Origin of the sequence: Streptomyces sp. B93 (assembly GCF_018070565.1) — a bacterium.
GTDB lineage: Bacteria > Actinomycetota > Actinomycetes > Streptomycetales > Streptomycetaceae > Streptomyces.
Map to the genome: position 1 here is coordinate 154,312 of NZ_JAGPXL010000015.1, position 23,822 is coordinate 178,133.

At 71.7% G+C, this 23,822-nt stretch carries 19 protein-coding genes and 1 tRNA gene; 5 read left to right on the plus strand and 15 right to left on the minus strand.

The features are described 5' to 3' along the window. Positions 1-87 precede the first annotated feature (87 nt). From KBY47_RS17490 to pgsA, 4 genes are all read right to left on the minus strand, one after another. The gene (locus KBY47_RS17490; protein ID WP_210922068.1) at positions 88-630 is read right to left on the minus strand and encodes a hypothetical protein; all 543 of its coding nucleotides are present in this window, start codon (positions 628-630) and stop codon (positions 88-90) included. A 148-nt stretch (positions 631-778) separates the two neighbouring features. Further along, entirely contained in the window at positions 779-1,942 is a 1,164-nt protein-coding gene (locus KBY47_RS17495) for a glycosyltransferase family 4 protein (RefSeq protein WP_210922069.1), read from the minus strand. Further along, positions 1,939-2,871, minus strand: coding sequence for a phosphatidylinositol mannoside acyltransferase (locus tag KBY47_RS17500; protein ID WP_210922070.1), 933 nt, complete (start codon positions 2,869-2,871; stop codon positions 1,939-1,941). Before KBY47_RS17500 ends, KBY47_RS17495 begins: the two co-directional genes overlap by 4 nt. After that, entirely contained in the window at positions 2,868-3,620 is a 753-nt protein-coding gene (gene pgsA, locus KBY47_RS17505; RefSeq protein WP_210922071.1) for a phosphatidylinositol phosphate synthase, read from the minus strand. The genes KBY47_RS17500 and pgsA overlap by 4 nt, the downstream gene beginning before the upstream one ends. A 227-nt stretch (positions 3,621-3,847) precedes the next feature. Here pgsA and KBY47_RS17510 point away from each other — a divergent pair, with 227 nt between their 5' ends. Then, positions 3,848-6,046, plus strand: a complete 2,199-nt coding sequence (locus KBY47_RS17510) for an elongation factor G-like protein EF-G2 (protein ID WP_210922072.1) — start codon at positions 3,848-3,850, stop codon at positions 6,044-6,046. Positions 6,047-6,232: 186 nt separating this feature from the next. Continuing rightward, complete coding sequence (locus tag KBY47_RS17515) at positions 6,233-7,894, plus strand: hypothetical protein (RefSeq protein WP_210922073.1); 1,662 nt, start codon at positions 6,233-6,235, stop codon at positions 7,892-7,894. Positions 7,895-7,925: 31 nt separating this feature from the next. Here KBY47_RS17515 and KBY47_RS17520 read toward each other — a convergent pair whose 3' ends face one another. After that, positions 7,926-8,486 (minus strand): HIT domain-containing protein, encoded by a 561-nt coding sequence (locus KBY47_RS17520; RefSeq protein ID WP_210922074.1) that lies wholly within the window; start codon positions 8,484-8,486, stop codon positions 7,926-7,928. A gap of 65 nt (positions 8,487-8,551) precedes the next feature. Between KBY47_RS17520 and KBY47_RS17525 the strand changes: the two genes are divergently transcribed. Beyond that, the gene (locus KBY47_RS17525) at positions 8,552-9,223 is read left to right on the plus strand and encodes a potassium channel family protein (protein ID WP_210922075.1); all 672 of its coding nucleotides are present in this window, start codon (positions 8,552-8,554) and stop codon (positions 9,221-9,223) included. Positions 9,224-9,244: 21 nt separating this feature from the next. Here KBY47_RS17525 and thrS read toward each other — a convergent pair whose 3' ends face one another. The 3 genes from thrS to KBY47_RS17540 form a co-directional block, all read right to left on the minus strand. After that, positions 9,245-11,221 carry a threonine--tRNA ligase gene (gene thrS, locus KBY47_RS17530; protein WP_210922076.1) on the minus strand — a complete coding sequence of 659 codons (1,977 nt, stop codon included), beginning with the start codon at positions 11,219-11,221 and terminating at the stop codon, positions 9,245-9,247. A 95-nt stretch (positions 11,222-11,316) separates the two neighbouring features. Next, positions 11,317-12,534, minus strand: coding sequence for a hypothetical protein (locus KBY47_RS17535; RefSeq protein WP_210922077.1), 1,218 nt, complete (start codon positions 12,532-12,534; stop codon positions 11,317-11,319). Next, complete coding sequence (locus KBY47_RS17540) at positions 12,531-13,097, minus strand: DUF4365 domain-containing protein (protein WP_210922078.1); 567 nt, start codon at positions 13,095-13,097, stop codon at positions 12,531-12,533. The genes KBY47_RS17535 and KBY47_RS17540 overlap by 4 nt, the downstream gene beginning before the upstream one ends. A 196-nt stretch (positions 13,098-13,293) precedes the next feature. Between KBY47_RS17540 and KBY47_RS17545 the strand changes: the two genes are divergently transcribed. Then, on the plus strand, positions 13,294-14,022 hold the full coding sequence (locus KBY47_RS17545; RefSeq protein ID WP_210922079.1) for a 3'-5' exonuclease: 729 nt from the start codon (positions 13,294-13,296) through the stop codon (positions 14,020-14,022). Positions 14,023-14,067: 45 nt separating this feature from the next. Here KBY47_RS17545 and KBY47_RS17550 read toward each other — a convergent pair. After that, a tRNA-Val gene (locus KBY47_RS17550) sits at positions 14,068-14,139 on the minus strand. 39 nt (positions 14,140-14,178) lie between these two features. Further along, positions 14,179-14,625 (minus strand): SRPBCC family protein, encoded by a 447-nt coding sequence (locus KBY47_RS17555; protein ID WP_210922080.1) that lies wholly within the window; start codon positions 14,623-14,625, stop codon positions 14,179-14,181. 109 nt (positions 14,626-14,734) lie between these two features. Between KBY47_RS17555 and KBY47_RS17560 the strand changes: the two genes are divergently transcribed. Beyond that, entirely contained in the window at positions 14,735-17,062 is a 2,328-nt protein-coding gene (locus tag KBY47_RS17560) for an SCO7613 C-terminal domain-containing membrane protein (RefSeq protein WP_210922081.1), read from the plus strand. A gap of 11 nt (positions 17,063-17,073) precedes the next feature. Here KBY47_RS17560 and KBY47_RS17565 read toward each other — a convergent pair whose 3' ends face one another. From KBY47_RS17565 to KBY47_RS17585, 5 genes are all read right to left on the minus strand, one after another. Continuing rightward, positions 17,074-19,815 carry a Tat pathway signal sequence domain protein gene (locus KBY47_RS17565; RefSeq protein WP_210922082.1) on the minus strand — a complete coding sequence of 914 codons (2,742 nt, stop codon included), beginning with the start codon at positions 19,813-19,815 and terminating at the stop codon, positions 17,074-17,076. A 106-nt stretch (positions 19,816-19,921) separates the two neighbouring features. Beyond that, positions 19,922-20,521 carry a hypothetical protein gene (locus tag KBY47_RS17570; RefSeq protein ID WP_210922083.1) on the minus strand — a complete coding sequence of 200 codons (600 nt, stop codon included), beginning with the start codon at positions 20,519-20,521 and terminating at the stop codon, positions 19,922-19,924. A 10-nt stretch (positions 20,522-20,531) separates the two neighbouring features. Next, entirely contained in the window at positions 20,532-21,407 is an 876-nt protein-coding gene (locus KBY47_RS17575; protein ID WP_210922084.1) for a carbohydrate ABC transporter permease, read from the minus strand. Then, positions 21,404-22,360, minus strand: coding sequence for a carbohydrate ABC transporter permease (locus KBY47_RS17580; protein ID WP_210922085.1), 957 nt, complete (start codon positions 22,358-22,360; stop codon positions 21,404-21,406). Before KBY47_RS17580 ends, KBY47_RS17575 begins: the two co-directional genes overlap by 4 nt. A gap of 14 nt (positions 22,361-22,374) precedes the next feature. Next, positions 22,375-23,661, minus strand: coding sequence for an extracellular solute-binding protein (locus KBY47_RS17585; protein ID WP_210922086.1), 1,287 nt, complete (start codon positions 23,659-23,661; stop codon positions 22,375-22,377). Positions 23,662-23,822 lie beyond the last annotated feature (161 nt).

Sequence of the window (23,822 nt, forward strand, 5' to 3'; positions counted from 1 at the left end):
AGGAAACGTGAGGCGCCCAGTCCACAGCAAGGGCCAATGAGGAAGCGGTGGCTCGTTTTCCAAACGGCGGTGTCCGGAATACGACGCTCAGGCGGCCCTCTCCAGCAGTGCCGCGGGCGGTTCGTCGTCCATTTCGAAGGCCAGCGGGAACGGGGCGTGCCCGGCCAGCCGGAACCAGCGCACCTTGCGGTGCCGCCGCAGGGCGCGTGCCGCGCGCACCGCGTCGTTGTGGAAGCGCCGGGCCATCGGCACCCGGCGGACCGCCTCGGCCAGCTCCCGCGCGGCGGCCTCACCGCCCGGCGCCGCCCGGACCTCCTCCAGTTGCCCCGGTTCGGCGAACACCGCCCGCAGGGCCTGGCTCAGCTCGCTCTCGGCGACCTCCCGCTGCTCCTCCTCGGCCTGCCGGGCCGCGTGGGCGGCCTCGTACAGCACGATCGACGCGGCCGGGTCGAGCACCCCGGAGGTGGCCAGTTCCTGCGCCACGGAGGCCCGCCGCAGCAGCTGGGCGTCCAGTGCCGCGCGGGCGGCGTCGATCCGGGCGTGCAGGCGGTCCAGGCGGCCCGCGGTCCAGCTCAGGTACAGGCCGATCGCCACCAGGGCGACCAGGATCCAGATGAGGGTTGCGGTCACGGGCGGCAAGGCTATACCCCTGCGCCGGTCGGGGTTCCCCTCCGGGGGCCGCCGCCCCCGGACCCCCGCTTCGGCCCGGAACGGGCCCCGTCCTCATACGCCGGACGGGCCCCGTCTTCAAACGCCGGACGGGCCGGTGTCCGACGCTTCAGTCCCTCGCGAGGCCGAACCGCGCCCGCAGCCCCGGTGTCCGGTCGTCCGCCGCGACCGCCGCCGCGCCCGCCGTGACCGTCTCGTAGACCGAGAGGATGTCCGCGCCGACCGTGGACCAGTCGAAGCGCCGCACATGCGCGCTGCCCCGCTCCCGCAGCTCCGTGCGGCGCCCGGGGTCGGCCAGCAGCCGCAGGGCCGCCACGGCCAGGGCGTCCGCGTCCTCGTTGGCGAAGAGTTCGCCCGCCGCCCCGTGGTCCAGGACCTGGGCGAAGGCGTCCAGGTCGGAGGCGAGGACGGGCGCGCCCGCCGACATCGCCTCGACGAGGATGATGCCGAAGCTCTCGCCGCCGGTGTTGGGGGCGACGTACAGGTCGACGCTGCGCAGCAGCCGCGCCTTGTCCTCGTCGCTGATCATGCCGAGGAACTCGACGCGGGAGCGGAGGTCCTTCGGGAGCGACTCGACGGCCTCCTCCTCGTCGCCGCGGCCCGCCACCAGCAGCCGGGTCGCCGGGCGTTCGGCGAGGATGCGCGGGAGCGCCTTCATCAGTACCGGCAGGCCCTTGCGGGGCTCGTCGATCCGGCCGATGAACCCGATGGTGTCGCCCTGCCACTCCGGCTTGGGCTCGGCCTTCGCGAAGAAGTCCACGTCGACGCCGTTGGGGATGACCACCGCGTCGCCGCCGAGGTGCTCGACCAGGGTGCGGCGGGCGTACTCGCTGACCGCGATCCGGGCGCTGATCTTCTCCAGCGCGGCCTGGAGGATGGCGTACGCGGCGATCATCGCGCGGGAGCGCGGGTTGGACGTGTGGAACGTGGCCACGATCGGGCCCTGCGCCGCCCAGCAGGTCAGCAGGCCCAGCGACGGCGATGTCGGCTCGTGGATGTGGATGACGTCGAAGGCGCCGTCGTGCAGCCAGCGCCGTACCCGCGCGGCCGACAGGAAGCCGAAGTTCAGCCGGGCCACCGAGCCGTTGTACGGCACCGGGACCGCGCGGCCCGCCGAGACCACGTACGGCGGCAGCGGGGTGTCGTCGTCGGCCGGTGCCAGGACGGAGACCTCGTGGCCCAGGCGGATGAAGTACTCCGCCAGATCACGGATGTGGAACTGGACGCCGCCGGGGACGTCCCAGGAGTACGGGCAGACGATGCCGATCCTCACGAGGGTCCCTTCGCGGGGTCTCGCACGGGATCTCGCGCGGGGTCGAGGTCCGCGAGCCACAGCCTTTGCAGCATGTGCCAGTCCTCCGGGTGCTCGGCGATGCCGGTGGCGAAGGCGTCCGCCAGGGCCTGTGTCATCGAGGACGTCTTCTCGGCCCGGGTACCTGACTCGGGTACCTCGACCGGCGGGTGGACCCGGCCCCGCATGACCGGTGAGTCGTCGTACCAGAGTGTCACCGGCAGCAGCAGCGCGCCGGTCTGCTGGGCCAGCAGGGCCGGGCCCGCGGGCATCCGGGCCTCGGCGCCGAAGAAGTCGACCGTGACACCGGAGGCGGAAAGGTCACGGTCCGCGACCAGACAGACCAGGCCGCCGTCGCGCAGCCTGCGGGCCAGCGTGCCGAAGGCGGTGCCGCCGCTGTGCGGGAGGACCTCCATGCCGAGGCCCTCGCGGTAGGCGACGAAGCGGTCGTACAGCGTCTCGGGCTTCAGCCGCTCGGCGACCGTGGTGAACGGAGTCCTCAGCTCGGTGGTGACCCAGGCGCCCGCGAGGTCCCAGTTGGCCAGGTGCGGCAGGGCGAGGATCACGCCCTTGCCCGCGGCCAGGCCGTCGGTCAGGTAGTGCACGTCCTTGGGGGCGAAGCCGCCCCTGACGCGTTCGGCGCTCCACGCCGGGAGCCGGAAGGACTCCATCCAGTACCGCAGGTAAGAGCGCATGCCCGCGCGGGTCAGCTCGGCCAGGCACTGCGGGGAGGCGTCGGGCACCACGCGCGCGTAGTTGCTCGCCAGCCGCCGCACGCCCTTGCCGTTCTGCCGCCACGCGACGTCGGCGACGGTCCGGCCGAGCCGTACGGCCACCGGCTCGGGCAGCTTCTTCACCGTGCCCCAGCCGAGCCCGTACAGCGCGTCCGTCAGGCGCTCCTGGGCACTCATGTCGCCGCTCCGCTCCCCTGCGACGGCTTCCCGGCGCTCTCCCGCGCGGCGGTCCCGGCGGCCGCCTCCGCCTCGGCGGACTCGCGGCGGACCGTGACGACCCGCTGGACCAGCGTGACGAGGCTGCCGACGGCGACGATCCACAGCGCGATCGGCAGCAGGTACTGGATGCCGGGTACCCCGAACTTGTGCAGGCCCGCGAAACCGGCCGCCACCAGCGAGATCACCAGCCGTTCGGCGCGCTCGACCAGCCCGTTCACGGCGACCGGCAGACCGATCGACTCACCGCGGGCCTTGGTGTACGACACCACCTGACCGCTGGCCAGACAGAAGATCGACACCGCGCACAGGACGATGTCGTCCCCGCCGCCCGCGTACCACAGGGCGAAACCGCCGAAGATCGCGCCGTCGGCGACCCGGTCGAGCGTGGAGTCCAGGAACGCGCCCCAGCGGCTGGAGCGGCCCAGCTGGCGGGCCATGTTCCCGTCGACCAGGTCGGAGAAGACGAAGAGCGTGATCACTACCGTGCCCCAGAAGAACTCTCCCCTGGGGTAGAAGACCAGTGCGCCCGCCATCACACCGGCGGTGCCGATCAGCGTGACCGTGTCGGGGCTGACGCCCCGCCGGATCAGAAACGCGGCGAACGGTGTGAGGACACGCGTGAAGAAAGCACGCGCGTACTTGTTCAGCATGGCCTTCCCGAGGGTCAGGGTCGCCGCGCGGCCCCTGCTGGCCACCGGCTGGCCCATCGTAGCCACGCGCGCGTGCCGGTGACGGACGGGCACCCACAGCCCGCGCGGGCGACGGCACCGACCGCCCCGGGCCGGTCCCGAAAGTCCGTTTCCCGTCCCTCGTATGGACGCACCGTGACAGGAGTGGAAAGCTCGAAGAATCGCGGGCGTCGCCGGAGCCGCCCAGCACGCGGTTGCCGCGTGTCCGCGCCCCAGGGACCTCACCGTGCACGGGAGGCAAGGAAATGGGCGACAAGGCGAACGCACACCCCGGAGCCGCCGGCAGGGCAGTGGCGGCCGACCACCCCGCGTCCGTACGGAATGTGGTGCTGGTCGGCCACTCCGGATCGGGCAAGACGACACTGGTGGAGGCCCTCGCGCTGACCGCGGGGGCGGTGAACCGGGCGGGCCGGGTGCAGGACGGCGGCACCGTCTCCGACTACGACGAGATCGAGCACCGCCAGCAGCGCTCGGTGCAGCTCTCCCTGGTGCCCCTCGAATGGGACGGCATCAAGATCAACCTCCTCGACACCCCCGGATACGCCGACTTCGTCGGGGAGCTGCGGGCCGGTCTGCGAGCCGCGGACGCGGCCCTCTTCGTCGTCTCGGCGTCGGACGGCGTGGACGGCTCGACGCGCATGGTGTGGGACGAGTGCGCGGCCGTCGGCATGCCGCGCGCCATCGTCGTCACGCACCTGGAGGCGGCCCGCGCCGACTACGAGGAGATGACGGGGTTCTGCGCACAGGCCTTCGGCGCCGACGACCCCGACGCCGTGCTGCCGCTGTACCTGCCGCTGCGCGGCCCCCAGGCACCCGACGGCCACGCGCCGGTCACCGGACTGATCGGACTGCTGTCCAAGCAGCTGTTCGACTACTCCACCGGGGAGCGCAAGGAGTCCGAACCCTCCGGGGACCAGCTGCCGCTGATCGAGGAGGCCCGCAACCGGCTCATCGAGGGGATCATCGCCGAGAGCGAGGACGAGACCCTCATGGACCGCTATCTCGGCGGCGAGACCATCGACATCAAGACACTCGTGGACGACCTGGAACGGGCCGTCGCCCGCGGCACCTTCTTCCCCGTCCTCGCCGCCGCCCCCGCGGCCGAGGGCGCCCGCCAGGGACTCGGCACGGTGGAACTGCTGGAACTGATCACCGGCGGCTTCCCGACCCCCTTCGAACACCCGACGCCCCGCGTCACCACCCTCGACGGCGAGGAACGCCGGCTGAAGCCGTGCGACACCGACGGTCCGCTGGTCGCCGAGGTCGTCAAGACCTCCTCCGACCCCTACGTCGGCCGGATCTCCCTCGTCCGCGTCTTCTCCGGCACCCTGCGCCCCGACGAGACGGTGCACGTCTCCGGGCACGGGCTCGCCGACCGCGGCCACGAGGACCACGATGTCGACGAGCGGATCGGGGCCCTGTCCACGCCCTTCGGCAAACAGCAGCGCCCGGTCACCCACTGCGTCGCGGGCGATCTCGCGTGCGTGGCCAAACTGAGCCGCGCCGAGACCGGCGACACCCTGTCCGCCAAGGACGACCCGCTGCTGATGGAACCCTGGGAGATGCCCGACCCGCTGCTGCCGCTCGCCATCCAGGCGCACAGCAAGGCCGACGAGGACAAGCTCTCCCAGGGGCTGGCCCGGCTGGTCGCCGAGGACCCCACCATGCGCCTGGAGCAGAACCAGGACACCCACCAGGTCGTCCTGTGGTGCCTGGGCGAGGCGCACGCCGACGTCGCCCTGGAACGGCTGCGCAGCCGCTACGGCGTCCAGGTCGACGTCGTACCGCACAAGGTCTCCCTGCGGGAGACGTTCGCCGCCAGGTCCGGCGGGCGCGGGCGCCATGTGAAGCAGTCCGGCGGCCACGGGCAGTACGCCATCTGCGAGATCGAGGTGGAACCGCTGCCGGGCGGCTCCGGCATCGAGTTCGTGGACAAGGTCGTCGGCGGCGCGGTGCCACGGCAGTTCATCCCCTCGGTGGAGAAGGGCGTACGAGCCCAGGCCGCCAAGGGCATCGCCGCCGGACACCCCCTCATCGACGTCCGCGTCACCCTGCTGGACGGCAAGGCGCACTCGGTGGACTCCTCCGACGCCGCCTTCCAGACGGCGGGCGCCCTCGCCCTGCGGGAGGCCGCCTCCGACGCCCGGATCCACCTGCTGGAACCGGTCGCCGAGGTCAGCGTCCTGGTCGGCGACGACTACGTGGGCGCCGTGATGAGCGACCTGTCCGGACGGCGCGGCCGGGTCCTGGGCACCGAGCAGACACCCGGCGGCCGCACCCTCGTACGCGCCGAGGTCCCCGAGATCGAGATCGGCCGGTACGCCGTCGACCTGCGCTCGCTGTCCCACGGCACCGCGCGCTTCAGCCGCCGGTACGCGCGCCACGAGCCGATGCCCGCGCAGGTCGCGGAGAAGGTCAGGCAACAGACCGCCGACAGCGCCTAGTCGGCACCCGGCCGTCCCCGACTGGCCGGATCGGAACGCTCCCCTCCGGGGTCGGCGGGCGGCTTCGGCCGTCCGCCGACCTGATGTCGGTGCCTGCGGATACTCTGAGAACCTGATCAACAGGTGTGCGAGGCACGGAAGTCGGGAAGTCCGCAGGAGCGACAGTGCGGCGATGGGGGGCGGGACATGTCCGTTGAGAGCGGTTATGCGGACTTCTTCGGGCCGCAAGTGCCGCGTACCGGGGACACGGACCAGACGGCGACCTACGCCCTGGCCTCCGCGGCCTACCGGGACGACCCGCCCGCCAAGATCCTCGAGGCCAACAGCGAGTGGCACGAGTCGAAGGTGTCCGAGGGCCAGAAGTGGGCCAGGATCTTCCGGCCCAACCTCGGCGAGGCCTACGCCACCGCCGTGGTCAACCGCATGCTGGGCTCCGGCCGCAAGCCGCTCATCCAGTCCTTCGGCGCCGAGCCGCAGGTCGTCGTCGAGCACTGCCTGGCCGCCAACCGCATCCGCAAGGAGCGGGACAACCGCCTGACCATCGTCATGGTCGTCTGCGGACTGCTGTTCCTGCCCGGACTGCTGATCTGGCTGCTGGTCTTCACCCTGCGCGGCACCGTCGCCAAGCGCGACGACAAGCGGGCCTCCACCCTCGCCACGACCCTCCTGGTCGCCGTGGGCGCCCTCGCCGTGATCTTCCTGATCCGGATGCCCTTCACCGGCTTCTGGGCCTGGTACGCCCGCGCGGCCGTGGTGATGCCCGTCGTCGGCTGGTTCTGGGCCAAGCAGATCTGCGAGCGCACCGCCAGGGACCTGCGCGAGCGGTGGGACGGCCTGCTCTCCGGCAGCAGCGTCGGCGCGAAGGTGCCCGAGGCGGTGCCCAGCAGCCCCGGCGAGACCGCCGCCGAGCAACTGCGCCAGTCCCTCGCCCAGCTCAACGCCGAACAGCAGTCCAACTCCGTCTTCTACGCCGGGCCCAAGGGCATACTCGGCATGGGCACCCGCTGGGGCAGCTGGCAGCTCGCCGAGGACCTGGTCCCCGCAGACCCCGACCGGGAGATCCACCCCTTCCGCAGCTGGGACGTCATACGCTCCATCCACGACCAGCTCCGCATGCTGGAACGCGGCCCGCTGAACACCGGCGGCTTCCCCAAGCCGTCGATACGGCACTGGATCGTCACCCCCGTCGACGAGAAGGCGGACGCGGTCGCCCGGCCCGAGGGCACCGACGTGGAGGCCTACCAGGTCAAGCCGCACGCCATACAGGAGATCTGCAACAAGCAGCAGTTCGGCAGCGGCGACCGGCACTACCTGGGAGTGCAGTGGGTCCTGTGGGACGGCCAGCTGGTGATCACCATGCTGATCACGGTCACGGTGCTCTACGAGACCCTGCGCATCGAGGTCACCGGGCACGCCCTGGGCCGGGTGCACCCCCTGTTCTCCGGGAAACCGGCAGCCAAGGAGAAGTCCGTCCAGAAGTCCCTCAAGCGCTGGGAGAGCCGGACCATCAAGCTGCCCCTCGTCGACACCGACGAGGTCGTCCGCCTCGCCGCCCGGGCGCCGCTCACCTGGTACCCGCCGCTGCTGAACTGGCTCGGCGGCACCCTCACCCTCCCCGAGCCGTTCGGGCTGCGGCACGTGTGGGCCGACAAGCCCTGGCGGCACCGCTTCATGGCCGACGACGCCCTGCGCGCCGCCACGCCGGTCCTGCGGGTCGTCCACGCCGCCGCGATCAAGGTCCTCAAGGAGAACGGCGTCGACACCGAGAAGTTCGGCTCCCGCTCGGCCTCCCTCAGCGGAGCCGTACAGGAGGCGGCCCCGAAGAAGGCCGACCTCTACGACGCCTGACCCCACCCCCCGCCGGTGCGGCGAGCGCGCCTCACCGCACCGGCCAGGCCTCCGCCAGCATCTTGCGGGTGTCGGCCAGCAGCTGCGGCAGCACCTTGGTGTGCCCCACCACCGGCATGAAGTTCGTGTCCCCGCCCCACCGCGGCACGATGTGCTGGTGCAGATGCGCGGCGATCCCCGCGCCCGCCACCGTGCCCTGGTTCATCCCGATGTTGAAGCCGTGCGCCCCGGAAGCCGCCCGCAGCGCCGTCATCGCCTGCTTCGTCAGCTCGGCCAGCTCCGCGGTCTCCGCCTCGGTCAGGTCGGTGTAGTCGGCGACGTGCCGGTACGGCACGGTCATCAGATGCCCGCCGTTGTACGGGTACAGATTCAGCACCGCGTACACCAGCTCACCCCGCCGGACGATCAACCCGTCCTCGTCCGACTTCGCCGGAATCGAGCAGAAGGGGCAGCCGTCGTCGGCGCCCGGACCGGTCGGCTTGTTCTCGCCCTGGATGTACGCCATCCGGTGGGGCGTCCACAGGCGCTGGAACGCGTCCTGCGTCCCCACTCCGATCTGCTGCTCCGGCTCACTCGTCATGCTAGGCAGCATATGGCGTCGCCCGAACGGGCCGTGTCGCCGGGCACCGGGAAATACCCCCGGGTAAAGCTGGACCGATGGACCACGACAGCCGCGAGGCCCGCTGGGAACGCCGCACCGACGGCCCCCTCACCGCTGCCTCGCTGCTCTTCCTGGCCACCTACGCGGTCCGGGTGCTCGCCGAGCCCTCACTGTCCGAGCCCGGCCGCATCACCTGCGATGTCGCGATGCTGGCCGCCTGGGCCGTGTTCGTCGTCGACTACGGCGTCCGCTGGCGGTACAGCGGGCAGCGCCTGCGCTTCGTACGGACACACCCGCTGGACACCCTCGTGGTGATCCTGCCGCTGCTGCGGCCGCTGCGGTTCGTCAAGACCTACGAGCGGGTGAAGCGACGCCGCGGGCAGCCCCGGCTGCCCCTGTACGGCCGGGTGATCTTCTACTCCGGGACGTCCGCCCTGCTGCTCGGCTTCGCGAGCGCGCTCGCCGTCTACCGCCAGGAGCGCGGCGCACCCGGAGCGAACATCCGCACCTTCGGGGACGCCCTGTGGTGGGCCTGCTCGACCCTGTCCACCGTCGGCTACGGCGATGCCACTCCCGTGACACCGATGGGGCGGGTGATCGCCGCGGTCATGATGGCGGGCGGCCTGGCCCTGCTGGGCGCGGTGACGGGGTCGTTCTCGTCCTGGCTGCTCCAGGTGTTCTCGCGCGAGGACGACGACAGGCCCCCGGGGGGATCCCCGGGGGCCTGAGACCCGCGTCGGCGGGAACGGCTACACCTGGACGCGGCGCTCCACCACGTCGACGAGCTTCGCCAGCGCCTCGTCGCTCGGGATGCCGTTCTCCTGCGAACCGTCCCGGTAGCGGAACGACACCGTGCCCGCGTTCATGTCGTCGTCACCCACGATGATCATGAACGGCACCTTCTGCTTCTGAGCGGTGCGGATCTTCTTCTGCATCCGGTCCGAGGACGAGTCGACCTCGACCCGCAGCCCCTTCTTCTTCGCCTCGGCGGCGAACTTCTCCAGGTACTCCACGTGCGCGTCCCCGACCGGGATGCCCACGGCCTGCACGGGCGCCAGCCACGCCGGGAAGGCACCCGCGTAGTGCTCCAGGAGCACCGCGAAGAACCGCTCGATCGAGCCGAACAGTGCGCGGTGGATCATCACGGGCCGCTGCTTGGAGCCGTCCGCCGCGGTGTACTCCAGGTCGAACCGCTCGGGCAGGTTGAAGTCGAGCTGGATCGTCGACATCTGCCAGGTGCGGCCGATGGCGTCGCGGGCCTGCACGGAGATCTTCGGCCCGTAGAACGCGGCGCCGCCCGGGTCGGGCACCAGCGGCAGCCCCTGCTTCTCGGCGACCTCGCGCAGCGTCTCGGTCGCCTCCTCCCAGGCCTCGTCCGACCCGACGAACTTCTCCGGGTCCTTGGTGGACAGCTCCAGGTAGAAGTCGGTCAGACCGTAGTCGCGCAGCAGGTCCAGCACGAAGGTGAGGAGCTTGTCCAGCTCCCCGGACATCTGCTCACGGGTGCAGTAGATGTGCGCGTCGTCCTGGGTGAAGCCGCGCGCGCGGGTCAGACCGTGCACGACACCCGACTTCTCGTACCGGTACACGGTGCCGAACTCGAACAGCCGCAGCGGCAGTTCACGGTAGGACCGCCCGCGCGCGTCGAAGATCAGGTTGTGCATCGGGCAGTTCATGGGCTTGAGGTAGTAGTCCACGCCCTCGTCGAGCTGCATGGGCGGGTACATGCCCTCGGCGTACCAGTCGAGGTGGCCCGAGGTCTCGAAGAGCTTCCCCTTGGTGGCGTGCGGGGTGTAGACGAACTCGTAGCCCGCCTCCTCGTGGCGGCGCCGCGAGTAGTCCTCCATGACCCGGCGGATGATGCCGCCCTTGGGGTGGAAGACGGCGAGGCCGGAACCGATCTGCTCCGGGATGGAGAACAGGTCCAGCTCGGAGCCCAGCCTGCGGTGGTCGCGCTTCTCGGCCTCGGCGAGGAACTCCAGGTGCGCCTTCAGCTCGTCCTTGGACGGCCAGGCGGTGCCGTAGATGCGCTGGAGCATCGGGTTCTTCTCGCTGCCGCGCCAGTAGGCGGCGGCGTTCCGCATCAGCTTGAACGCCGGGATCGCCCGGGTCGAGGGCAGGTGCGGGCCCCGGCACAGGTCCTTCCAGCACAGCTCGCCGGTCTTGGCGTCCAGGTTGTCGTAGATGGTCAGCTCACCGGCGCCCACCTCGACGTCCGCGCCGTCGTCGGCGGAGGCGGAGCCCTTGAGGCCGATCAGCTCCAGCTTGTACGGCTCGTCGGCCAGCTCCTCGCGGGCGGCCTCGTCGGTGACGACGCGGCGGGAGAAGCGCTGCCCCCGCTTCTGGATCTCCTGCATCTTCTTCTCGATGGCCTTGAGATCCTCGGGGGTGAACGGCTTCTCGACGTCGAAGTCGTAGTAGAAGCCGTCCTTGACGGGCGGGCCGATGCCCAGCTTGGCCTCGGGGAACAGCTCCTGCACGGCCTGCGCCATGACGTGCGCGGTGGAGTGGCGCAGGATGTTCAGGCCGTCCTCGGAGGAGATCTCGACGCCCTCGACCTCGTCGCCCTCGGACACCTGGTAGGCGAGGTCCTTCAGCTCGCCGCCCACACGCGCGGCGACGATCGAGCGCTCACCGGCGAAGAGGTCGGCGGCCGTAGTGCCCGTCGTCACCACGCGCTCTTCCCGCTCGGAATCGCGTTGGATGATCACACGGACGTCTGACACCGGTCTCTCCTGACTGAAGGCGAATGCGAGCGCCGTACCCGAGCGCGCGCCGTAGCCGGAATCGTACCGACCCGCCCCCTCCGATCGCTAAACGGTTACCGACCGTCCTCGCCTCCGCACGCCTCCTCGAAGAAGTCGAGATCCTCCTGGAGCGACTTGAGCAGCCGGTCCCGCTCCGCCTCGTCCACCTGTACGGGTACGACCCCTCCGGCGCCGGTCAGCCGACGGAAGCCGCCCCGGCTCTCCAGCCGCCCGTGCACCCGCACCGGCAGTCCGACCAGATGGGCGTGCCCGGCGAGACGGTAGTCCTCCTCGCCGAGGGTGAGGCGGACGTGCGGCACCTCGGCCCCGGCCAGTACCCGCAGCCGTACGGTGCCCGCGCCGCGCGGCTGTGACCTGCGCATCCGTACGACGGCTCCGGTGACCCGGACCGGTACGGAGGGTTCGGCGCGCAGATAGCGGGCTCCGGCCTCGCGCAGCACGGGCAGGTCGCCGGGTGAGAACTCGACGGGTCCGGCGCCGGGCGCACAGCCTTCGGGGACCCCGGCGGCGGGCGCCCACCGCACGGCGATCCGGGCGCCCTCGGTGCCGTGCACGAGGGCGGTCAGCGCCTGGGTGAGTTCACGGCTGACGCCCGCCTCGACGGCGCTGTCGAAGGCGTCCATGCCGCCGGTGGCACGCCGGTAGTCGATGGCCTCGCGGGCGGCGTGCAGGGCCTGGTGCAGCCGTACGGCGAGGGGCCGCCCGGCGGGCACGGGCACGAAGGCGGTGAGCCGGTGCCCGCCGGGTGCGGCGCCCACCAGCACGCTGTCCAGCAGGGCGGCGGCGGGGCGGCGGTGCCGGGCGCCGTGGTAGCCCGCACGCGCGCGTGTCGCGAGGGCCGCGGCGAGCAGCACCTGCCGGGCGGCGGCGCGCAGTTGTTCCTCGGCGGTCCAGGGGGTGCTCCCGGCGGGCCCGGCCGGGGCGTCGCGCCACCAGTGGACCTCGTCGCTGGGGACGGTGAGGGCGACGAGGACATCCCGCGCGGAGGGCGCCGTACTGCGGGCGAGCGCGTCGAGGGCCTCGCCGAGCAGGTCGTCGCTGTCGGGGAAGGCGCGGCTCTCGGGTACGAGGAGGCTGGTACCCCGCGCTCCGGGTCCGGGCGGGGTCCAGCGGCCGTAGCGTCCGGTGGCGCCGCCGCGGCGCTGCCAGCCGTGCCGGTGCAGCAGGGCGGCGAGCACGGCGGGGTCGATCCCGCGGGGGTCGGGAGGACGGTTCCAGGGGGCGTCGATGGGGTGGGGCCGCGCGGGTTCGTCGAGGGGGCGGTGGGTCATGGTCTGCCTCCCGTTCCGACCCGCGTCATGATCTCGCACAGGGCCCGGTCGTCGAAGATCCGCGCGGTCGGTATCCGCACGGTGGTGCGGGTGCGGCCGGTGATCGGGTGACCGGCGAGGTTGACCCAGTAGCAGCAGTGTCTGAGGTCGAGCCGGTCGTGGCCGGCGCGCAGCCAGTCGTCCCGGGAGCGCGGGACGAGCATCACGACGAGGATCTTGTGCACCGAGACCGGGGTGCGGGCGAGTTTCGCCAGGTGGTCGTTGTCGAGGGTGAAGGAGAAAGTGCGGCCCGGCGGGTTCGGGGGGATCTGGTACGTCGCCTTGAGCTGCACCTTGATGGTGACCTCGTCGTCGACGGTGTGGCCGGGCGCGCTGTGGCTGACGTGCCAGTCGATGCCGTTGTCGGGGAAGGGCTGGGACAGCGAGCACCCGGCCGCGGCGGCGACGGCGTGCAGATAGCCCACCTGCAAGGTCTCCATGCAGGCGGTGGTGGCGAGTGAACCGCGAGGGGGGCCCGTGCGTTCGGGCAGCAGCCCGCCCCGCTCGGGCTGCGCTACCGCCATGACCGGACAGCCTTCCGAGCCCAGGTGATCGTCAAGTGCCGGGCCGCGTCCGCAGGGTGGCGACGATACCGCTGAACTGCGGCGACCCGTACTCCTGTTGTCTCCTCGCGGCGTACGGCGCAAACGGCCCGGGTATCACCGAGACGGCGGTGGACGGGGCGTCAGCCGCCGTGGGCGATCGAGGAGTTGTGGTCGTATGACGTGCTGGTACGAGGGCCCCCTGGCGGCGTTCGACACGGAGACGACGGGTGTGGACGTGGAGGCGGACCGGATCGTCTCGGCGGCCGTGGTGGTCCAGGACGTTCCGGGTGGCCGGCCGCGGGTGAGCCGCTGGCTGGTGAACCCGGGGGTGCCGGTGCCCGCCGCGGCGACGGCGGTGCACGGGCTGACGGAGGACCATCTCCAGCGCAACGGCCGCTGGCCCGCGCCGGTGATGTACGAGATAGCGTCGCTGCTGGCCGAACACGCCGGCGTGGGACGGCCGTTGGTGGTGATGAACGCGCCGTTCGACCTCACGCTGCTCGACCGTGAGCTGCGTCGGCACCGGGCGTCGTCGCTGGACCGCTGGTTCGAGTCGGCGCCGCTGCTGGTGCTGGACCCGCGGGTGCTCGACAAGCACCTGGACCGCTACCGCAAGGGCCGCCGCACGCTGACGGACCTGTGCGCGCACTACGGCGTGGTCCTGGACGGCGCGCACGACGCGGCGGCGGACGCGCTGGCCGCGCTGGAGGTCGTACGGGCGCTGGGGGCACGGTACGCGGCGCGGCTGGAGCGGCTGTCCCCGGGGGAACTGCACACCCTCCAGGCGGTGTGGCACGCGGCGCAGGCCCGGGGCCTTCAGGCGTGGTTCGCCCGCAGCGGCACGGAGGAGGCGGTGGACCCGGCGTGGCCGCTGCGCCCGGACCTGCCCGCTGCGGCGGCCTAGGGAATGCAAAAAGCCGGTCCGCTGCGGCGGACCGGCCTTTCCCGGTGGGCGATACTGGGTTCGAACCAGTGACCTCTTCGGTGTGAACGAAGCGCTCTCCCACTGAGCTAATCGCCCGGGAACGCACTGAACCATACAGGCCCGGCCGGGTTTCCTTCAAACCGCTTGCAGGTGGGCGGCGAGGCCGCGCCGTCCGGCCCGCATCATCAGCCAGTGGTTGGCCCGGAACACCGGCCGTCCCGGCACGGCCAGCCGTCTGAGCAGTGGCTTGCCGACGTCGACGACCTGTTCGTAGCGGGCGACGCAGCCGGGGCCGTCCGGGGCGACCGTCCAGCGCGCCCACCCCTCGATGTCCCCGCTCACCACGGCCTCCAGCACGCCCGCCGCCGCGTCCCGCCGCACCTCTCGCGCGGTGAAGGTCATGTCGTACGGCAGCAGGGAGCGGATGTGGATGACGCCGCTGGTGTCGTCGACGCGGTCGACCCGGCGGACCTGGCGCCACCAGCGGGGGTACTCCTCGGCCCGCATCAGCGCGTCGTACACGGCGGCGGGCGGGGCGGGCAGGGGCCAGACACTGAGGAAGCGGTAATGGTTCCAGTCCATGTACTGGGTCTGCCCGCCAGGGAACGCACGGAACGCCGGGCCGGATCTGAGTACGGGCTGAGTACCCGCACTCAGGCCGTGTGACGTGACGGGGACCACACTCGCCGGTATGACGCACATCCCGTCCCCGGCCGAGGAACTGCGCCTCCTCGACGCCGAGCTGTACCGACTGGACGCCCGCCGCGCCCAGTTGCTGAACCGGCGCGCATGGCTGGTCACCCAGCTGCGCCCGGTGTGGCCCGCGCCCACGGCTCCCGCCGCCCCGCGTGCGGAGGCCTCGGCGCCCGGTGTGCAGAACGTGCTGCTGCTCCTCGGCGGTGTTCTGCTGACCCTGGCGGCGACCGCGTTCACGCTGGTCAGCTGGGGGCACCTGGGGATCGCGGGGCGGGCCGCGGTGCTCGGCGGGGTGACGCTGGCCACGCTCGCCGCGCCGCTGCCGCTGCTGCGGCGGGGGCTGCGTTCGACGGGCGAGACGGTGGCGGGCCTCGGGCTGGCGCTGACGGTGCTGGACGCGTACGCGCTGTACGAGGCCGGGTTCGGGTCGGCGGACGGCACCGGGTACGCGGCGGTGGCCTCGGCGGTGCTGGCGGCGGGGTGGGCGGGTTACGGCCGTCTCCTGGCGGGCCTGGCCGGGCCGGGGCTGCGCCTGCCCCTCCCGGCGGCACTGGTGGCGGCCCAACTCCCCCTGCCGCTCGCCGCGGTGGCCTGGGGCGCCGATGCGTACGGCATCACGGGCGCGCTGCTGCTCACCGCGGCGTGCGACGCGGCGCTGGCGCTCCGGGTGCCCGCCGGTGCCCCGCGCGTGACCGTGACGGCCGGCGCGTACGGCATGGGCGGCTGGGGCGTACTGGCGGCCGGGTTGCTGTCCTGGACGGCGCCCGGTCCGAGCGCCGCCGCCCGTGCGGCGGCGCTCCTCTTCCTCGCCGCGGCGGTCGCCCTGGGCACGGCCTGGCGGGCTCCCGGTGTGGCGCTGGGCAACGCGGTGGCCGGGGGGCTGCTCGTGACGGCTGGTGTGTCGGCCGTTCCGCACGCCGTGCTGCCGGACGCGTGGACGGTCCCGGTGCCTCTGGTCTGCGGTGTCGCGCTGCTCGCGGTGCTCCGCGTGGAGCGGGTGCCGGAGGGGGTGCGGGCCGGGCTGGCCTGGGCCTCCGGCGCCGTACAGGGTGTTGCCGTGCTGTGGGCGCTGCCGGTCGTGGCGGTGGTGCTCCTCGGGCCGGTCGACCAGGTGACCGAGGTGTGGTCGGGGGCGCCCGGTGATGCGCGGGAGGCGGTGACGGGCGTGCTGCCGTGGCCGCCGGACGCGGCGCTGGCGCCGGTCGTCCTGGCCGTGGTCGCCGGGACCTTGGCGCTGGCGGTCCGCGGCGACGAGTGGCGGCCCCGGGCCCTCGCCGCGGCGACGGTCCTCGGCTGGGCGGCCGTACTGCTGCTGCCCGCGACGCTCCGGCTGCCGTACGCCGCGGCCCTCGTGGTGCTGTCCGTGGTCGCGGCGGCGCTGCTGGCGGTGCGGCGGACGGTGGCGACGGTGCTCGCGCTGCTCACCTCGCTCGGTCTCGCCCTGCTGTCCCTGGCCACCGAACCGGCCACCCTGCTGGTGCTCGCGTTCCTGACGGCCCTGTTCGCGGTGGCCGCCCGGCTGCCCGTGCCCGCCGCCACGGCGGTGGGGTACGCCGCCGCGCTCGCCTGCGCCACCGGGGCCGCGGCGGGCTGGCAGCCGCAGCACACCGCGCTGCTGGTGCTGCTGGTCCCGGCGGCGGCCGCGCTGTGGGCGACCCGGGTCGAGGGCACGACGAGGGTGACCGTCGAGGTGGCGGGGGCTGTGGCGGGAGTGGTCGCCGTCGGTCTCGCGGTCGCCGATCCGCCGGTGCTGGCGCTGGTGCTGGCCCTGGCCGGGGTCATCGCCGCGGCCACGGCCGTGCGCGCCGACCGCCGCGAGGCCGGCTGGGCGGCGGCGGCCCTGTTCGTGCTGGCCACCTGGGTGCGCCTGGCGGCCTGGGAGGTGGAGACGCCCGAGGCGTACACGCTGCCGGCCGCCGTCCCGGCCCTGCTCGTCGGCGCCTGGCGCAGGCGGCGCGATCCGCGGGCCTCGTCCTGGATGGCGTACGGCCCCGGTCTGGGCGCGGGACTCATGCCCAGCCTCCTGGCGGCCTGGGGCGACCCGCACTGGCAGCGGCCGCTGCTGCTGGGTGCGGCGGCGCTGCTGGTGACGCTGCTGGGCGCCCGGCACCGGCTCCAGGCGCCGCTGGTGCTCGGCGGCTCGGTGCTGCTGCTGGACGCCCTGCACGAACTCGCCCCGTACCTGGTCCAGGTCGCGGGCGCGCTGCCCCGCTGGGCGCCTCCCGCCCTCGCCGGACTGCTGCTGCTCGCCCTGGGTGCGACGTACGAGCGGCGGCTCAGGGACGTCCGGCGGTGGCGGGAGGCGCTGGGCAGACTGGACTAGGGCCTGGCCGCCTACGACGGCATCCTGTGGCCGAGCAGTGCCAGGTTCTCGATGGCGGCGAGGCCGTACAGCGCGGTGTCGTTGGTGGACACCCAGGCGGCCTCGCTGCCCTCGACCAGGGCCATGGGGCCGGTGACCCGCTCGGTCTTCCAGGGTGCGGACTCCTGGTAGCCGTCGGAGTTGTAGAACTTCTCCCAGGCCCGCTGGGCGAGCTTCTCGTCGCCGGTCTGGACGGCGGCGTAGGCGTCGAGGCGGGAGTGGCCCTGGAAGAGGATCAGGCTGCCGAAGTTGACGCCGTAGCGTGCGGCCTGTTCGGTCTTGGAGGCGTTGAAGTAGCGGCAGTAGTCGTAGTACGCCTCGTTGAACTCCGGCATGTCGACGAGGTCGATGAGTTCGGCGCACAGTTCGTTGAGGCCGAAGACGGCGGACAGGTGGGAGACGCCGACGACCGGTTCGGTGGCGACGGCGAACCTGCCGGTGTCGAGGTCGTACAGGCCGGTGCCCTGGACGAAGCCGTTGGGCTGGGCGGCGATGGTCTCCATGGTGGACAGCACGCGCGCCTTGGCCTTCTCCCACTTGGGGCCCTTGCGCTCCCACTCGGTGAGCCAGGCGGAGACCAGGCCGCTCCAGTCGGTGCCGAAGCCGATGGACAGGGCGTGCCGGTCGGGGGTGTAGGGCTCGGTGCGGATCTTGCGGATCGGGTCGAGGACGAGGAAGGTCTCGTCGGAGTCGACGTTGGCGTGCATGAGGTCGCCGACGCGTTCGTCGGCGGTGAGGAAGTAGTAGTAGCGGCGGTAGGTGGTGTTGGCGATGCGCTGCTGCTTGGCGCTGTCGGCGTAGTGCTGGACGCCGTGCCGGGTGCCGAGGCCCGCCCACTTGCCTAGGTGGTAGACGTCGACCTCGCCGGTGTGCCGGGTCATGGCCTCGGCGAAGCGGAAGATGTCGGCGCGGCCGGAGCGCAGGTAGGCGTACCAGAGCCACAGGTCGGGCGAGAGTTCGGAGTTGTCCCAGGCGTAGCCGCCGACGTCGTAGCGCCACTGGTGCCGCACGGTGTCGTAGGTGTGCATGATGTCGCCGTAGTCCCAGAAGCCGTACCACCGGCGCATCTCCACCTGGTCCCTGTAGTAGGTGAAAAGGAAGTCGAGGTGGTCCTCGATCTTGGCCTTGGCGGGGGTGGAGCGGTCGGGCTCGGCGTACAGGCCCTTGCCGAAGACACCCGCCTTGATGAGCTGCCCGGGCGGGGCAGCGAGCTGCGGCAGCACCCGGACGGCCTCGATCTGCTCGGCCAGGGTCTCGGCGCTCGGGGTGGACTCGTTGGCCCAGAAGAGGAGTTCGGAGGTGCGGGCGATGCCGTAGGGGGTGCCGAACCCGGGCTCGTAGTCCTCGTAGGTGATGTTGAGGCCCTCGAGCTGCTCGGGGAAGGTGTCCTGGCCCATGCCGTCGTGGTAGAAGCGCAGGTCCATGGGCTGTGCCTCGGGTGACCAGAGCCAGAGGGTGACCTCGGCCTCGTCGGTGTGGGCGTCGCGGACGTCGAGCTGGGCGGGGAACTTCTCCCAGAAGTCCCGCAGTCCGAAGGAGAGGCCTCCGCTGGCGCCGCCGACGTAGCCGAAGCCGTTGGCGCGGCGTCCGCCGCCCGCGCCGATCCAGCCGTGGCCCTTCTTGGTGCGCTTGCGCAGGGTGAAGCCGTCGGCGGAGAGCTGGGAGAGGGTGTAGTCGCCCCATTCGGGGATGTACTGGAGGCGGGTGGTGACGCGCTGGTCCCAGGTGGCGGGGTCGGGCAGCTTCTCGCCCGCGTACTGCGCCGCCTGGACGGCCGCGCCGGGGTCGCGGCGCAGTCCGGTGATGCCCTTGACGGCCTCGCGGAGCATGCCGGTGCCCTCGCCGCCGATGCGGATGTGGCGGTCGTAGGACTCGTCGCGCAGGGGTACGGTGAAGCGGACGCCGAGGCCGCGGATGAAGTCGCCGCCGGCCTTGCCGGGTTCCTGGGTGCCGTCGTAGGTGATGGTGTGCACCATGCGGAAGGAGTCGGCGCCCGCGTAGAAGTAGAGGCGGATGGAGAACGGCAGCCAGCCGCGGCTGCCCTTGCGGTGCTTGCCGTCGATGCGGACGACCGCGCGGACGGGGCCGTCCTGTTCGACCTTCACCTCCGAGACGGCGCCGTCGAAGCGTTCGTACTTCACGCTGCCCTGGTCGCCGTCCTGGATCTCGGGCTGGCGCAGCAGGACGAGGCGGCCGTCCTTGGCGATCACGGTGGAGCCGCGGGTGACGGACTTGACGAGGGTGGTACCGGACTTGGCGATACGGGCGGTGATGACGCCGGTGGAGACGTCGATGGTGCCGCCGCGCTGGTCGACGCTGACCTTCCTGGCGGGGGCGGCGGGGGTGCCCGCGGCGAGGGTGAGCTTGCCGGAGCCCGCGTCGCCGACGGCGTGCGCGGTCCACTTCAGGGAGCCGTCGGGCCAGTAGGCCAGCGGCCAGGTCTGCACCGGTACGGCCCTGCCGTCGGCGTCGGTCAGCGCGAAGGTCTGGTCCTCCTGGAAGGCACCCTTGGGCCAGGGCACGCCGACGGTGGAGCCGGGGGCCGCGCCCAGGCCGCCGTCCTCCAGCCAGTCCAGGGTCACGGGGTCGGCGTCGCCTGCGGCGGCCTGCGGGGCGGCCTGCGCGTCCTTGGCGCCGAGGGCCCAGCTGAACTGGGCGGCGGCTCCGGCGACGGCGGCTGCCTTGAGGAGGGACCTGCGGGGGATGGGGGACATGGCCTTTCCTTTCCGAGCGGGAGCAAGGTGGTCAGGGGCATGACAGGGACGGGTGCGGCACCCGGGCGGGCGCCGACCCTGGGGTCGTACGTCGGTGAACCGCGGCTCAGCGGTCGCGGTACCGCTCCTCCACGGCGACGGCCGCCGCCGCGACGACTCCCAGCACGGGAACCGCGAGCGGCGCGACGAACAGGGCGGACAGGGCCACGACGGCCAGCCCGCCGACGATCAGGAAGGACCCTGCCGGATCCAGCACGGTCCGGCGCGCGGCGGCGGCGACCAGCGACCGCCAGGACGCGCCCGGCGTCCAGACGGCCGCCGCCCGCAGCAGCGCCACGGCCGCCGCGATCAGCGCGAAGACGCCGACGGCCCCGACGAGCGGCCCACCGGGCAGCCCGGCGCGGACCGCCCAGACGTCCACCCAGACCAGGGCGGCCGCCACCCACCCGGCGAGCCCGACGGCCCACCCGGCGCGCGCGGCCGTCCGGAAGTCCGCGACGAACTCCCGCAGCCCTCCGCCGACATGGGATGTACGGCGCCGCAGGTGCCGGGCCCCGGCGGCGAAGGCGGCGGGACAGGTGACGAGCCCGAGACAGGCCACGGTGATCCACACGCCGGTCAGCAGGGACTCGGCGAAGACCGTGAACCGCTCCCCGAAGACCGACTCCCTGCGCGGGGAACGGGCTTTCACGCGTGCTTGCGCCATGGTGACCGCCTCAGCCCTTCAGTCCGGACGTCGCCATACCGTCGATGAGGTAGCGCTGGAAGGCCATGAAGAAGGCGATGACCGGGATCAGCGCCACCAGCGACATGGCGATCATGCTGCCGTAGTTGGAGATGCCCTCCTGGTCGCGGAACATCATCAGGCCCAGGGAGACGGTGTACTTCTCGGGGGTGTTGAGGTAGATCAACGGCCCCATGAAGTCGTTCCAGGCGTTGATGAAGGTGAAGATGGCGCTGGTGATGATGGCGGGACGGCTCAGCGGCAGCACGATGGACCAGTAGGTCCTCAGGTGCCCGCACCCGTCGAGCCGGGCGGCCTCGTCCAGCTCCCGCGGCAGCCCGCGCATGAACTGCACCATCAGGAAGACGAAGAACGCCTCCGTCGCCAGGAACTTGCCCGCCACCAGCGGCACCAGCGTGTCGACGAGTTCGAGGTTGCGGAAGAGCACGTACTGCGGGATGAGCAGGACGTGGTACGGCAGCAGCAGCGTGCCGATCATCAGCGTGAACAGCAGGTTCCGTCCGGCGAAGCGGATCTTGGCGAAGGCGTACGCGGTCAGCGAGCTGGACAGCACGACCCCGACCACGGCGAGGACCGCGTACATCAGCGAGTTCCAGAAGAAGCTGCTGATGGGGATGCCGGAGATACCGTCGGCCAGTCCGGAGAAGTTCGCCCAGACCGGCTCGGTGGGCAGCAGGTCGAGGCTGGCGATGATGTCCTTGCTCGGCTTGAACGAGGCGCCGACCACCCAGATCACGGGGTACAGGACGACCGCGAGGACGAGCAGCGCGCCCACGTGCCAGGCGATCGATCCGACGCGGCGCCGCTCGTTCACGGTGCGCGGGGCGGGGCTGGTGGCGGTGGTCACTTGGCGGCCTCCTCGTAGTGCACCCACTTCTTCTGCGACCAGAACAGGACCGCCGTGACGAGGGCGACCGCGATCACCAGGGTCCAGGCCATGGCGGCCGCGAAGCCCATCTGGGCCTCCTTGAAGCCCTTCTGGTAGAGCAGACAGGTGTAGACGAGCGTGGCGTCGGCCGGTCCGCACCGGGTGTCGGAGACGACGTACGCGGAGCCGAACACCTGGAACGCGTGGATCGACTCCAGCAGCACATTGAAGAACAGCACCGGGGAGATCATCGGCAGCGTGATGTTCCAGAACCGCCGCAGGGGACCGGCCCCGTCGACCTCGGCGGCCTCGTACAGCTCCCTCGGGACCTGCTTGAGGCCCGCCAGGAAGATGACCATCGGCGCGCCGAACTGCCAGATGCTCAGGGCCACCAGGGAGTACAGGACGTAGTCCGGGTTGCCGATCCAGCCGCCCACGTCGACACCGAAGATCTTCTGCGAACGGTCCACGATCGCGTCGTCCGAGAACAGCGCCCGCCATACGAAGCCCACGGAGACGCTGGCGCCGATCAGCGACGGCATGTAGAACGCGGCCCGGTACAGGCCCTGTCCGCGCCGGCTCTGCGCCAGCAACAGCGCGACACCGAGCGCCAGCAGCAGCTTCAGCGGCGTGGCCACGACAACGTACTTCAGCGTGACCTCGACCGACTTCTGCCAGCGCGGGTCCTGGAACATCGTCGTGAAGTTGTCCAGGCCCACCCACTTCGGTGGCGTGAACAGGTTGTAGCTGGTGAACGCGTAGTACAGCGACGCGATCATCGGCCCCGCCGTGAGCAGCAGGAAACCCGCGATCCACGGCGACACGAACAGGTAACCGGCGAGGTTCTCGCGGCGCCGCCCGCGCCGCCCGGCGACGGGAGCGGCGGGCCGCTTCCCGGCCGGGCGCGCGGGCGCTTCCTTGACGAGCGTCATGGTGGTACGTCCCCTCAGCCCGCGAACGCGGCCTTGGCCTCGCTGAACAGCGCCTTGGCGGCGTCGGCGGGCTTGCTCTTGCCCTGGGCGACCTCACCGCCGATGCGCAGGAACGCCGCCTCGACGACATCGGCGCCGGACGGGTGCGGGGTGATCTTCCCGAGCACACCGGCCGCGGCGACCTCCTCCTCGTACGCCTTGACGCCCTTGTTGTTGTCGTCGGTGGGCGTGAACGCCTCGTACTGCTCGGTCGTGGCGAGGATGCCGCGGTCGTAGCCCATGATCTCGCCGACCTCGGGGTCGTGGACCATGAAGTCGATGAACTGGGCGACCTCCTTGGGGTGCTTGGTCCCGGAGAAGGCGCTCAGCATCAGCGAACCGAGGTACTGGCCGGTGTCCTTGCCGTTGGTGGTGGGGATCGGCGCGAGGCCGTAGTCCGACTCGCCCTCGCCCTCGTAGCGGATGGAGAAGTTGTCCCAGGTGAACTCGGAGGCGGCGAGTCCCGCGGAGAGCGCGGACTTGGGCTTGACCTGCTCGACCTTCTTCGGGTCGGCGACGAGCCCGGACTTCACGCGCTTGTAGCCGTCCTCCCACCACTGCGTCAGATCGTCCTCGGTGAACCCGAGACCGCTGTCGGTGAAGAAGGCCTTGCCGTTCTGACGCAGATACAGGTCGTAGAGGTACATGATGCTGAAGTAGCCGGTGTCACCGGCGATCTTCACCTTGTCCTGGACGGTCTGGAGCGCGTCGAAGTACTCGTCCCAGGTCCACCCGAACTTCGCCTCGACGCCCGCCTTCTCGAACGCCTTGAGGTCGATGACGAGCGCCATGGTGTTGGCGCCGACGGGTATGCCGATCTGCTTCCCGTCGACCTGACCGTTCGCCAGAATCCCGTTGCGGAAGTTCTCCAGGCTCAGATTTCCCGCGTCCGCCTGCGCCTTGAGGTCCATCAGAACACCGCGCTGGTCGTACTTGCGCAGGAAGCCGACCGCATTCTGGAAAACGTCCGGGGGATTTCCGCCCGAGGCCTGCGTCTGGAACTTCTCCCAGAACGCCTCGTAGTCCGTGAATTCCGGGGCGACTTTGATCTTCGGGTACTTCTTCTCGAAGAGCGCGATCGTCTTCTTGATCGCGATGGTGCGCGGTTCGCCGCCCCACCACGCGTAACGGAGGGTCACCGTTCCGTCCGCGGACGTACTGTCCCCACCGCACCCGGTCGTCAGGCCCAGCCCGAGCGTGGCCGCCGAAGCACCGGCCACCTTCAGGATCGTCCGCCGCTCAACATTCCTGCTGGTTCCCACAGTGGGCCCTCCCCGCAGTGTCGTTCCGCCTGCATGAATCGTTTCAAGTAAGCGCTTGCTGGCACAAGCTACGGAGGGGCTCGGGGTGCGTCAATGATTCGGACAGCAATTTTTACGGTGCGGGGCAGGGGTGGGGGTGCGGTTGACGCGGGGCGGTGGGG